This is a genomic window from Nocardia sp. NPDC005998, assembly GCF_040614395.1.
In the GTDB taxonomy this organism is placed as follows: Bacteria; Actinomycetota; Actinomycetes; order Mycobacteriales; family Mycobacteriaceae; genus Nocardia.
On the sequence record NZ_JBEXUI010000057.1, the window covers coordinates 1 to 11,682 of the forward strand.

At 67.2% G+C, this 11,682-nt stretch carries 10 protein-coding genes and 1 pseudogene; 10 read left to right on the top strand and 1 reads right to left on the bottom strand.

Going from position 1 to position 11,682, the window contains the following annotated elements:
* The 8 genes and pseudogenes from ABZ293_RS39275 to ABZ293_RS39310 form a co-directional block, all read left to right on the top strand.
* A pseudogene (locus ABZ293_RS39275) lies at window positions 1-216 on the top strand (cytochrome ubiquinol oxidase subunit I); the annotation flags it as partial.
* A 136-nt stretch (window positions 217-352) separates the two neighbouring features.
* The gene (gene serB / locus ABZ293_RS39280) at window positions 353-1,576 is read left to right on the top strand and encodes a phosphoserine phosphatase SerB (protein ID WP_355189321.1); all 1,224 of its coding nucleotides are present in this window, start codon (window positions 353-355) and stop codon (window positions 1,574-1,576) included.
* Between the two features lie 108 nt (window positions 1,577-1,684).
* Window positions 1,685-2,494, top strand: a complete 810-nt coding sequence (locus ABZ293_RS39285) for a peptidyl-tRNA hydrolase (RefSeq protein ID WP_355189323.1) — start codon at window positions 1,685-1,687, stop codon at window positions 2,492-2,494.
* Between the two features lie 396 nt (window positions 2,495-2,890).
* Window positions 2,891-3,724: an ABC transporter ATP-binding protein gene (locus tag ABZ293_RS39290; protein ID WP_354955820.1), complete on the top strand. Its 834-nt coding sequence runs from the start codon at window positions 2,891-2,893 to the stop codon at window positions 3,722-3,724.
* Between the two features lie 108 nt (window positions 3,725-3,832).
* Window positions 3,833-4,603, top strand: coding sequence for an NUDIX hydrolase (locus tag ABZ293_RS39295; RefSeq protein WP_355189384.1), 771 nt, complete (start codon window positions 3,833-3,835; stop codon window positions 4,601-4,603).
* An 18-nt stretch (window positions 4,604-4,621) separates the two neighbouring features.
* Window positions 4,622-5,398 (top strand): enoyl-CoA hydratase-related protein, encoded by a 777-nt coding sequence (locus ABZ293_RS39300; protein ID WP_355189325.1) that lies wholly within the window; start codon window positions 4,622-4,624, stop codon window positions 5,396-5,398.
* Between the two features lie 803 nt (window positions 5,399-6,201).
* Window positions 6,202-7,179, top strand: a complete 978-nt coding sequence (locus ABZ293_RS39305; protein WP_355189327.1) for a class I SAM-dependent methyltransferase — start codon at window positions 6,202-6,204, stop codon at window positions 7,177-7,179.
* A complete protein-coding gene (locus ABZ293_RS39310) occupies window positions 7,179-8,339 on the top strand; it encodes a class I SAM-dependent methyltransferase (protein ID WP_355189329.1) in 1,161 nt (386 codons plus the stop codon). The genes ABZ293_RS39305 and ABZ293_RS39310 overlap by 1 nt, the downstream gene beginning before the upstream one ends.
* Window positions 8,340-8,416: 77 nt before the next feature.
* Here the strand turns inward: ABZ293_RS39310 and ABZ293_RS39315 are convergent, their stop codons facing one another.
* Window positions 8,417-9,778 (bottom strand): PQQ-binding-like beta-propeller repeat protein, encoded by a 1,362-nt coding sequence (locus ABZ293_RS39315; protein ID WP_355189331.1) that lies wholly within the window; start codon window positions 9,776-9,778, stop codon window positions 8,417-8,419.
* A gap of 298 nt (window positions 9,779-10,076) precedes the next feature.
* Between ABZ293_RS39315 and ABZ293_RS39320 the strand changes: the two genes are divergently transcribed.
* A complete protein-coding gene (locus tag ABZ293_RS39320; RefSeq protein ID WP_355189333.1) occupies window positions 10,077-10,826 on the top strand; it encodes an acyltransferase in 750 nt (249 codons plus the stop codon).
* 120 nt (window positions 10,827-10,946) lie between these two features.
* Window positions 10,947-11,492 carry a DUF1697 domain-containing protein gene (locus ABZ293_RS39325; protein WP_355189335.1) on the top strand — a complete coding sequence of 182 codons (546 nt, stop codon included), beginning with the start codon at window positions 10,947-10,949 and terminating at the stop codon, window positions 11,490-11,492.
* Window positions 11,493-11,682 lie beyond the last annotated feature (190 nt).

The following is an 11,682-nucleotide window of genomic DNA, read 5'->3' on the forward strand; positions in this document are numbered from 1 at the left end:
GATCCGTGGGGTTACGGCAACTCGCTGGAGTGGGCCACCAGCTGCCCGCCGCCGCGGCACAACTTCTACGAGCTGCCGCGGATCCGTTCCGAGCGACCCGCCTTCGAGCTGCACTACCCGCACATGGTCGAGCGGATGCGGGCCGAGGCGCATGTGGGCTGGGGCTCGGGCAAACATGCCACCGAGGTGCACGAAGGCGCCTTGGCAAAGCACTAGCATTTTCGATCGCCGAGTGTGCACCTGCTGGTCATCAGCGGGTGCACACTCGTTTGTGCAGCAGTACATCGACCGAAGTGTTGCGACATCGGGGTCCAGCACAGTAACGGCAAACGACTAGCTTGGAGCACCTCAGTTGGCCGACACCACCGTCCTCGTCACCGTCACCGGACCCGACCGGCCCGGTGTGACGTCTGTGCTGCTCGCGGCCATGTCGCGACACCAAGTGAGCCTGCTGGATGTGGAGCAGGTGGTCATTCGCGGCCGATTGACCCTCGGCGTGCTGGTCACCTGCCCGAGTGACCCCGAGGCGCTGCAGGACGAGCTCGAAGAGGCGATGAACACCGTCGGCATGCACGTCGACGTCGAGGTCGACGCGCAGATCGGCAGGCAGCCGATGTCCACCCACGCGGTGGTCATCCTGGGCGCCCCGGTGACCGCGCGGGCATTCAGTGCGGTCTCGCGTCAGCTCGCCACGCTCGGCGCCAATATCGACACCATTCGCGGTATCGCCGACTATCCGGTGACCGGCATGGAACTCTCGGTCACCGCGACCGATACCGGACCCGATTCGGATGCGCGGCTGCGCACGGCGCTGGCCGAGGTCGCGGTTGCCGAACAGGTGGATGTCGCGGTGGAGCGGGCCGGGCTGGCCCGGCGGGCCAAGCGGCTGATCGTCTTCGACGTGGACTCGACCCTGATCCAGGGTGAGGTCATCGAGATGTTGGCCGCACACGCGGGGGTTGAAGATCAGGTCCGTGAGGTCACCGAGGCGGCCATGCGCGGCGAAATCGACTTCGCCGAGTCACTGCGCCAGCGGGTGGCCACCCTGGCGGGGCTGGACGAGTCGGTGATCGAGGAGGTCGCCGACCGGATCGAGCTGACCCCGGGCGCGCGCACCACGATTCGGACGCTGCGGCGCATCGGATTCCGATGTGGCGTGGTGTCGGGCGGATTCCGTCAGGTGATCGAACCGCTCGCGCACGAACTGGAGCTGGACTTCGTCCAGGCCAACACCCTGGAGGTCGAGGACGGCAAGCTGACCGGCCGCGTGGTCGGCGAGATCGTCGACCGGGCGTTCAAGGCCACGGCGCTGCGGAAGTTCGCGGCCGAGGCCGGGGTGCCGATGGAGCAGACCGTGGCCGTCGGCGACGGTGCCAATGACATCGACATGCTCAATGCCGCCGGACTCGGCGTCGCCTTCAACGCCAAGCCGGCGCTGCGCGAGGTCGCCGACGCGGCCCTGTCCCACCCCTATCTCGACGCGGTGCTGTTCATCCTCGGCGTGACCCGCGATGAGGTGGAAGCCGCTGACGCGCGTGATGGCGGCATCCGCCGCGTGCCGCTCATCGGCAACTGAGTCGGGAATGCGGCGGGCCTCTCGAAGCTTGCACTCGAGTGCGTCCGGTCGTGGGAGGCCGGTGTCGAGCCCGCACAGCAGTTTTCGTTGACGATCGAGGTGGAATTGATGTCGAGTATCCCGGACAGCGCCGCCGGACTGCGGGACGGTGGTTCCGCGGAGCCCGAATTGTCCACGGACATCGAGGGTTTCCGCATCCGGCACGCGGAACTCGCCCGCGGTTACGGCGGCCTCGGCGATCCCGAGGATCCCGCATTGGTACAAGCCATGCAGATGGTGCTGCACATTCCCAAGACCGATCCGCCGCGGCGCAGTGCGCTGCTGGAGGCCGCGGCGGCGGCCACGGTGGCGCTGTGCCTGGACGAGCGGGTCGGGCCCGCTGGGGAGTGGGCGCAGCGATTCCTGGACTGGAAGCGGTCGCGGATCCGCAAGGTGGCGCGGCGGGCGCGCGGCGCGCAATGGCTGGCCGCCAATGCTGTCGACGGGGTGACCGTCGAGGTGGACGGTGCGCAGGCGCGGGCATTTGTGCCGGGACCGGTGGGCGCGGTCGATCCGCGGATCAAGCGATTGCAGATCAACGGCACCGACTTGGAGCACGACGATCCCGGGCCGGTGGATCCCGAACTACCGGTGCTGTGGGTGAATGCGAAGCTCGGCATGACGCTCGGCAAGGCTGCCGCGCAGGTCGGTCACGCCAGCATGTTGCTCGCCGGTGCGCTGCCGGTGGACCAGGCCCGGTTGTGGTCGGAGCGGGAGTTCCGTTGCGCGGTACGCGAATCCACACCGGAACACTGGGCGACGCTGTGCGAGAAGGTATCTCGCGGCAATGCGGTCGCGGTGCGCGATGCGGGTTTCACCGAGGTCGCGCCCGGCTCGATAACTGTGATTGCGGTACCCGGACAATCGGGACAATACTGACCGCCCCATCGATGCACCCCGGTGAATTCGCCTACTACACGATTCACATTTCAGGCCCGACCAACGATTCATTTCGTAGATATTTCGATGTTCGGCATCAGGGGGATTCACCCAGGGCTGATCTGGGTACGTTCGACGCAACAGGACCGCCCGCACGCTACTCGCTGGAGGCCATGATCATGACGACGCTATTGGTGATACTCGCCGTTTGGGTCGGGTGCTCGATGCCACTGGCACTGATCGTCGCGCGGATGTTCCGCTCCACCGATGAGCCGCCGAACAATCCACCCGGTGCGGTACGCGCGCGGTCCGTTTCCCGCCGTCGTCGCGGTCGAATGATTCAATTCTGGCGGCCAGCATGGGCCGGTCGTACAAGCACCGCACATTTGAGCCAAGATGGAGCCCGTGCCGCAACCGGATCCCGATCTGCTCATTGATTTCACCGACGTGACCATCCGACGCTCGGGTCACACCCTCGTCGGCCCGGTCACCTGGCAGGTCGAGCTCGACGAACGCTGGGTGGTCCTCGGACCGAACGGCGCGGGCAAGACCTCGCTGCTCCGCATGGCCGCCGCCGAAGTGCATCCGACCTCGGGCATTGCCCATCTGCTCGGTGAGGTGATCGGCAAAACCGATGTCAGCGAGCTGCGCCCGCGCATCGGATTGTCCTCGGCCGCGGTGGCCAGCCGGATTCCGCGCGACGAGAAGGTCAGCGATCTGGTGATCTCCGCTGGCTATGCGGTACTCGGCCGCTGGCGCGAGCGCTACGACGATGTCGATACCGACCGTGCCATCGACATGCTGGAAAGCCTGGGTGCCGAACATCTTTCCGATCGCACCTACGGGACATTGTCCGAGGGCGAGCGCAAGCGAGTCCTCATCGCCCGCGCGATGATGACCGATCCGGAGCTGCTGCTGCTCGATGAGCCCGCTGCCGGTTTGGATCTGGGTGGGCGTGAGGAGTTGGTGGAACGCCTCGGCGATCTGGCCGCGGATCCCGATTCGCCCGCAATGGTTCTGGTGACACACCATGTCGAGGAGATTCCGCCGGGGTTCACCCACGGTCTGCTGCTGAACGAGGGCGCGGTCGTCGCGCAGGGTCTGCTGCCCGATGTGCTGACCGCCGAGAACCTCAGTGAGGCGTTCCGGCAGTCGATCGCGCTCGATCGCGTCGATGGTCGCTATTTCGCGCGTCGCGCGCGTCGGCTGGGGCGGCACCGGTCGCGCTGACGGTGGTGTGGATTACGCCGTAAAACAAGCGAGCGTTAGTGTGCAGTTGTGAGTGAGACGAACACTGCTTCTCAGCCGGTACCGTCGCTTAAGGACGCGTCGACGGTGATGTTGGTGCGTGACGGCGCCGCCGGGCCCGAGGTGTTCCTGCAGCGCCGGGTCGGCGCCATGGCCTTCGCCGCCGGGATGACGGTATTCCCCGGCGGTGGCGTCGACCCCTCGGACGGGACCGCCGATATCGAGTGGACCGGACCCGAACCTGCGTGGTGGGCCGAGAAATTCGGCACCACCGAACCGCGGGCCAAGGCGCTGGTTGCCGCCGCCGTGCGCGAAACCTTCGAGGAATGCGGTGTGCTGCTGGCCGGTCCGACCGCCGATACCGTGGTCTCCGACACCACCGGCTACCACGATGCCAGGGGCAGGCTGGAGCGGCGCGAGCTATCCCTCGCGGCCTTCCTCGCCGAGGAGAAGCTGGTGCTGCGCGCGGACCTGCTACGGCCGTGGGCGAATTGGATCACCCCGGTCATCGAGCAGCGGCGCTATGACACCCGGTTCTTCGTCGCGGTGCTGCCGCAGGGGCAGCTTGCCGACGGTGCCACCTCCGAGGCGGCCGAGGTGCAGTGGCGCACCCCGGCAGACGCGCTGGCGCGCTGGCGCGCGGGCACCGACATTCTGCTGCCGCCGACCTGGGCACAGCTGGACGCCATCGGCGAATTCGGTTCCACCGTGCAAATTCTGGCCGTCGACAAGGTGATCGAACCGATCATGCCGGTGCTCTCCGGCCCCGACGGGCAGCAGCTGCTCGACTTCCCGAATAACCAGCGGTACTTCGCCGATCTTCCGGATACCAGCAGGCTCAAGGGATCCGCGCGTCCGTGAGGCAGTAGGTTTCCTGCCATGGCCGAATTCGTCACCCTGGAGCTGCCCGAGGATCCCGCCGTGCGCGGCGTCGCTGTCCTCCGGATCGACCGCCCGCCGCTGAATCTGCTGAACGCGCAGGTGGTGCGGGAGGTGGCCGAGGCGGCCGCGGTCGTCGCCGCGCATCCCGGGGTCGCTGCGCTCGTCGTTTACGGCGACGAGCGGGTCTTCTCGGCGGGTGACGATCTCGCCGAACTGTCCGGTCTCACTCGGGATCAGGCCGATGCGATGGCCGCCGATCTGCAGGCGGCGCTGGGCTGCCTAGCCGCGGTGCCCCAGCCGACCGTCGCCGCGATCAGTGGCTACTGCCTGGGCGGCGGTCTGGAACTCGCCTTGGCCGCCGACCGGCGCATCATCGGCGATAACGTCAAACTCGGCCTGCCCCAGATCAAGGCGGGCCTCATCCCGCTGGCGGGCATCCGCCGTCTGTCGCTGCTGATCGGCCCCGGCCCCGCCAAAGATCTCGTCTACACCGGCCGCTTCGTGTCGCCAGACGAGGCGCGTACCCTCGGCCTGGTCGACGAGGTCGTCGCCCCCGACGATGTCTACACCGCCGCCGTGCGCTGGGCCCAGCAGTTCACCGACGGCCCCGCCCGAGCCCTCGCCGCCGCCAAATCGGTCTTCGAAGCAGGCCCACACGGCCTCGACCGCGCCCGCACCGAATGGACCGCTCTCTTCGCCACCGAAGACCGCCGGATCGGCACCGAGTCCTACCTCGCCGACGGTCCGGGCTCGGCGGCGTTCGTCGGTCGCTGACTGGGGCCGAACGGTCTCGTTCGCGTGCTGGATGGACCGGCGATACGCCGCACCGGCACCAGGTCGTGCCCGGCCGACGGTTGCGGTCGGCGGCGTTCGCGGGAGGCGATCCAGCAGGTGGCCAGGGCGGGCTCGATCGTGCGTGTATCCGAGTGGGTCGCCCTATTCGCCGTGCAGGACCGCGGCATCTGCGATCGAAGGCAGTCCTGTCCGGCGACGGTACGGGTTCGGCTGCGTTTGTCCGGTGTGGATGCGACCCGGACGGTCTCGCCCAGACCGGACCGGCGGATACCGCAGCGTCGGAATTGGGCGATATCCGACAGACGATTGTGGTCGGCGGCATCCCTCGGGCGCTTGGGCGATCTGCCGCAAGGTCCGAGTCGGCAGTGTTCGTTGGTCGCTGACACGGCGGGCTTGATCTTGCTCAGACCGAATCGATATGTAGTTGTGTCCGGACGGTTCGGAATTGGGCCGTGTACTCGCCTTGGCGGCATTCCGGGGACCTGGGCTGGCCGCAAGGGGCGGGGTGGGATCTGGTCGATCCGGGCGCCCGCGAGGACCATAAATGGGAACACGTTCCTGTTCGTCGGACGGCGCGGGTGCGGTGGCGTCCGGTGGTCGTGCGGGCCGCTCGAGCCCCAGCTTGCTGGGCGCATCCAGGGTTCCCAGCGGTGCGTGGCGAGATCATCGGGCGGGTTCAGAACCAGAACGAGTCCCGGGGGACCGGGTGGCAATGTGAAATCAGGCCGTACTCACTGGTCCGCTGGAGACCTGCGGCGGCGGGTTGGCTAGGCTAGCCCACCATGACGGTCCACCCCGATGACCCGGCGCCGAACCCGCATGCCACCGAGGCCGAGGTCGAAGCTGCGCTGAAGGATACGAAGCTCGCCCAGGTGCTCTACCACGACTGGGAAGCCGAGACCTATGACGACAAATGGTCGATTTCCTATGACGAGCGCTGTATCGACTATGCCCGCGGCCGCTTCGACGCCGCGGTCGGTCCCGCGCCGCTGCCGTACGAGCGGGCGCTGGAACTGGGCTGTGGCACCGGCTTCTTCCTGCTGAACCTCATGCAGGGTGGCATCGCGAAGTCCGGGTCGGTCACCGACCTGTCGCCGGGCATGGTGAAGGTCGCACTACGCAATGCCGAGAACCTCGGACTCGATGTCGACGGCCGGGTCGCCGACGCCGAGACCATCCCGTATGACGACGACACCTTCGACCTCGTCGTCGGCCACGCGGTGCTGCACCACATCCCGGATGTGGAGTTGGCGCTCAAGGAGTGCCTGCGCGTACTCAAGCCGGGCGGGCGTTTCGTCTTCGCCGGTGAACCGACCACCGCGGGCAACTTCTACGCGCGCTGGCTCGGCCGCATCACCTGGAAGGTCACCACCACCGTGACCAAGCTGCCCGCACTGTCGGGGTGGCGGCGTCCGCAGGCCGAATTGGACGAATCCTCGCGCGCCGCGGCGCTGGAGGCGGTCGTCGACCTGCACACCTTCGATCCCAGCGAACTCGAGGCGATGGCCCGCCGCGCGGGTGCCGCCGAGGTCAAGGCGAGCACCGAGGAGTTCGCGGCGGCGCTGTGGGGCTGGCCGGTGCGCACCTTCGAGGCGGCCGTGCCGGATGAGAAGCTGACCATGGGCTACCGGATGGCGATGTACCGCGCGTGGCTGCGACTGAGCTGGCTGGACGAGAACGTCATGCGTCGGGTGGTGCCGCGTCAGTTCTTCTACAACGCCATGATCACCGGCGTGAAGCCGGGCTCTGCTGCCAAATAGTGGGCTATTCCTTCAGCCGCGAGGACGTCGCCTTCCTCGGCAGCGCGGCGGGAAATGCCGCGCTGGCCGAGGTGGACCGGCTGGAGCTGACCACTGCGACGCACCTGCGCGATCTGGAGCGGGTGCGTCGCGAGTTCGGCGCGTGGTCGGGCGCGCTGATCGAAACCGTGCGGCTGCGTCGTCGCGCAACGGCCAAGCTGGTCGACACCGCACGGTGGCTGTTCACCGACGACGCCCTGCAACAGGCAACCCCGACGCTGGTGGCGCGCCACCGCGCCGAAAAGCTGTCCGGGCGCAATGTGCACGACGTGACGTGCTCGATCGGTGCCGAGCTCGCCGAACTGAGCAGGACCTGCCCATCGGTAATCGGCAGCGATCTCGATGACGTGCGCCTGTCGATGGCCGCGCACAACCTCGCCGAATCCCGGAATGTCCTGCTGGCCAAGGCCGATGCGCTGGTTCCGTGCAGCACCGGCACCGTCGTCATCGCCGATCCGGCCCGCCGCGCGGACGGCCGCCGCACCCACGATCCGGCCAAACTGCAGCCCCCGTTGCCGGATCTGCTCGCCGCCTACCCCGGCCGCGATCTCGCCGTAAAGTGCGCTCCCGGACTGGATTTCGACCGCCTGGACTGGTCCGGCGAGATCGAGGTCGTTTCCCTCGACGGCGCGGTCCGCGAGGCCTGCCTGTGGTCGGCGGGTCTGTCCGAACCCGGCGTCAGTCGCCGCGCCACCATCCTGTCCACCCGGGCCGAACCCGTCACCTTCACCGACGCCGACCCCGACGACATCCCCGAACGCGACCCCGGCGAGTGGATCATCGACCCCGACGGCGCCATCGTGCGCGCCGGTCTGGTCCGCCACTACGCCGCGAAACACGGCCTCTGGCAACTGGATCCGAAAATCGCCTACCTAACCGGCAACAGCGTCCCCGAGGGCGTCCGCGGCTTCCGCATCATCGACCGCCTCGACCTGCGCGAAAAAACCCTCCGCCAAGAACTCACCCGCCGCAACTGTGGCCCCCTGGAAATCCTCACCCGCGGCGTCGACATAGACCCCGACACCCTCCGCAAACGCCTCAAACCCCGAGGCACCCACCCCTACACCCTCATCCTCACCCGCCTGTCCCGCAGCACCGCTGCCTTCCTCTGCACCACCTGATCCCACGAGAATGCGCTGATGCAGGACCGCTCTCGACGTTTGCCTGCGTCAGCGCATGGTGATCGGATGTCCAGTGGTTACTGTTCGGGTTTGAAGGTGAAGATTTCGCCTATTCGGGTGGCGAGGATTACTTCGCCGTTGGCGCCTATGGCGGTGCCGGTGGTGGTGCCTTTGGCGTTGGGGAGGACGTCGGAGTCCACGGTCGTGCCGGATTTGGTGTCGAAGGTGATGAGGTTGATGCCTTCGCCGATGGCGGCGGCGGTGTAGCCGGTGTCGCCAGCGGATTGGACGGGGGTGCCGCGCAGGGTGAGGTCCTTGCGCTCCCAGATGATCTCGGCGGCGTCGCCCTTATCGCGGAGGGCGAGCAGATAGCCGTCGTCGCCGGAGGGGATGATCAGGCCGTCGCTGGAGACCGAAATGCCGCCGCGCGGAGCCCATTCCAGCGGCTGGACCCATTTGGTGCGACCGTCGGCGGCGTCGACCGCGATCAGGCGCTGGCTGTTGTCGCCGACGTAGACGGTGCGGCCGTCGGCGGACAGGGTGGGGCTGGTTGCACTGCCCTCGGTGAGCATATCCGCGCTCCACTGCTGCTGGATCTTATTGTCGGCGTAGCGCAATGCGACGAGGGCGGCGGTCGGCTTGCCGGGCTTCCAGAGCGTGACGAAGAAGCGGCCGGTGGACGTATCGATCGGCGAGATATTGGCGACCGGGCACTGCGGTCCGCCGATGGTGCAGTCGTCGAGACCCTGACCCGATGCGGGTCGGGTGAGATCCGGGTAGTCCAGGAGATCGGGCTCGCCGAGCAGTTGGATGGTGGGGACGATGCGTCCGCCGGTCTGGCGGCTCAGCACGTCCACCTGACCGGACTGGGTGATCGTCAGGATATTCCCGTCGCCGGTGAACTGCGCCGAAACCGGTACGCCCGCAACGGGAGTCCGCCAGCGCGGCTGTCCGATCGAGTTGAACGCACTGAATCCGCCATCGTCGCCGACATATACGTTGGTGCCGCTGTCGACCACCGTCGGCGCCGAGATCGCATTCGGTCCGAGCGGATTGCAGAAGCGCTTGCGGCCGGTGGGCAGCTGCAGCGCGAGAATTGCGCAGTTGCCCGAGGTCACGGTGGTCACGAAGAGCTGTCCGTCCGGACCGAGGGTTACGCCCTGCTCGATCGGCCCACCGACCGGTCGTGACCAGCTCAGCGATAGCTTGCGCGATCCGGTGACCGGGCTGACGCCGGTATTGCGGCCGTCGTGGTGCGCGGATGTCCAGCCCTTGCCCGACCCGACGGTGATGTCATCGACATCGGTGCCGCAGCCCGCCAATGCCAGCGTGCCGACCGCGGCCAGCGCCGCCGCCGTCCGCAGCCTGGACAAGATCAGCCCGCGCGCCGGGTTTGCCAGTACGCCGCCGCTTCGCACCTGGTGCACTCCTGTCGTCATCGGCCGCTCGGACGAAACCAAAGTGTGTCGACCCCCGGTACACGCACCACTCAGCTGGAGTCGCCCGTGTGGAGGCTCGGGCCGCCGTCGGCGGCGCAGCGATCACTGTACGGGAGGGCCATCCAACGGTGTACGGGTCCCGGCGCTGTTTTCTGAGCGAGTCGATAGGCGGGTGGGTGTGGCGGCCGCTCGATGGGGTGCGGACGCTGGCCGGACTCGGTCCGGCCGCGCCGGATAAGCTCAATCGATCGTGACCGGGTCGGGTCACGACCGAAGAACCACGACAGGAGATGACTTCGTGACGAGCATGTGGGGCGCACCGTTGCGCTCGCGGTGGCGTGGCTCGCGCCGCCGGGATCCGCAGCAGGCGCGATTTCTGACGCTGGCGTCGCTGCGCTGGGTGCTCGCGAACAAGGCGTACACGCCTTGGTATCTGGTGCGGTATTACCGGCTGTTCAAGTTCAAAGCGGCCAATCCGCATATCGTGCTGCGTGGCATGGTCTTCCTCGGCAAGCGCGTCGAGATCCACGCGACCCCCGAACTGGGCCGGATGGAGATCGGCCGCTGGGTGCATATCGGCGACGGCAATGCCATTCGCTGCCACGAGGGTTCGCTGCGCATCGGCGACAAGGTCGTATTCGGCAAGGACAACGTGGTCAACACCTATCTCGATATCGAGATCGGCGAGTCCACCCTGGTCGCGGACTGGTGCTACATCTGCGATTTCGACCATCGCATGGATGACATCAACATGCCGATCAAGGATCAGGGCATTGTGAAGAGTCCGGTTCGCATCGGTCCGGACACCTGGATCGCCGCCAAGGTGACCGTGCTGCGCGAAACCCGCGTCGGCCGCGGCTGTGTCCTCGGCGCGCATGCGGTGGTCAAGGGCGAGATTCCGGATTACAGCATTGCCGTTGGCGCACCGGCCAAGGTCGTCAAGAACCGCAAGGCGACCTGGGAGGCGGGCGCCGAGGAGCGCGCCAAATACATTGCCGCGCTGGAAGATATCGAACGCAAGAAGAACGGCGCCACCCAGTCGGCGTAATCGCCGCCGCGTCGTGCCGCTGTCACCGAGCCCCGGGACCCCATCCGGACCCGGGGCTCGGGCGATTTCGGAAGCTGGACGTACCGATTCGCGTCGGTGCGAGTCGGTACGGTCAGCGATATGAACAGGTACGCGGCGCTACTGCGCGGGATCATGCCCACCAACCCCAATATGAAGGGGGAGAAACTGCGCGGGGTGTTCGAGGGGCTCGGGTTCGAGCAGGTCGCGACGGTATTGGCCAGCGGCAATGTGGTCTTCCGCGGCGCGGACGGCGATATCGCGAAGTTGGAGGACCGCATTCAGGACGCGCTCAACAGCGAACTCGGGATCCCGGGCGGTACCATCGTGCGCACCTACGATGAGCTGCGCGACCTGCTCGATACCGACCCGTTCCCGGGCCTGATCCACGGCCGCGGAACCTACCTCATCGCGACCTTCTTCAAGCAGGATCCATCGAACGTCGCCAAGGAGCTGCGCAAGCACGCCGAACCGGGCGTCCAGATCGTCGGCTACGACTCCGCCGCCCGCGCCGTCCTCGCGGTCATCGATAACACCGAACCCCGCACCCCGGACTTCATGGCCTGGCTGGAGAAGACCTACGGCAAGGACATCACCACCCGCACCTGGCTGACCGTGCAGAAGATCGTCAAGAAGCTGGAGTCTTGATCCACGCGCCCAGTCCTCTCGCGCCGCATCCAGCAGCGCGGGATTCTGTGCATGGCGACTCCGTACCCGGCCCGCGGTTCCGCGGGCTGGGTCGTCCGCTTCTTGACGGGATCTTCATTGCGAAGCCTGTGCGTCACCGGCAAACGCCAAGAGCCCCAATACCTTTGCGCCGGCTCGACTCGCGGCTCGA

What these genes read in the sequence shown, in the direction of transcription:
- ABZ293_RS39285 (WP_355189323.1), top strand. Translation starts at nt 1,685, where the DNA reads ATGTCGAGTATCCCGGACAGCGCCGCCGGACTGCGGGACGGTGGTTCC.
- ABZ293_RS39290 (WP_354955820.1), top strand. Translation starts at nt 2,891, where the DNA reads ATGGAGCCCGTGCCGCAACCGGATCCCGATCTGCTCATTGATTTCACC.
- ABZ293_RS39295 (WP_355189384.1), top strand. Translation starts at nt 3,833, where the DNA reads ATGTTGGTGCGTGACGGCGCCGCCGGGCCCGAGGTGTTCCTGCAGCGC.
- ABZ293_RS39300 (WP_355189325.1), top strand. Translation starts at nt 4,622, where the DNA reads ATGGCCGAATTCGTCACCCTGGAGCTGCCCGAGGATCCCGCCGTGCGC.
- ABZ293_RS39305 (WP_355189327.1), top strand. Translation starts at nt 6,202, where the DNA reads ATGACGGTCCACCCCGATGACCCGGCGCCGAACCCGCATGCCACCGAG.
- ABZ293_RS39315 (WP_355189331.1), bottom strand. Translation starts at nt 9,778, where the DNA reads ATGACGACAGGAGTGCACCAGGTGCGAAGCGGCGGCGTACTGGCAAAC.
- ABZ293_RS39325 (WP_355189335.1), top strand. Translation starts at nt 10,947, where the DNA reads ATGAACAGGTACGCGGCGCTACTGCGCGGGATCATGCCCACCAACCCC.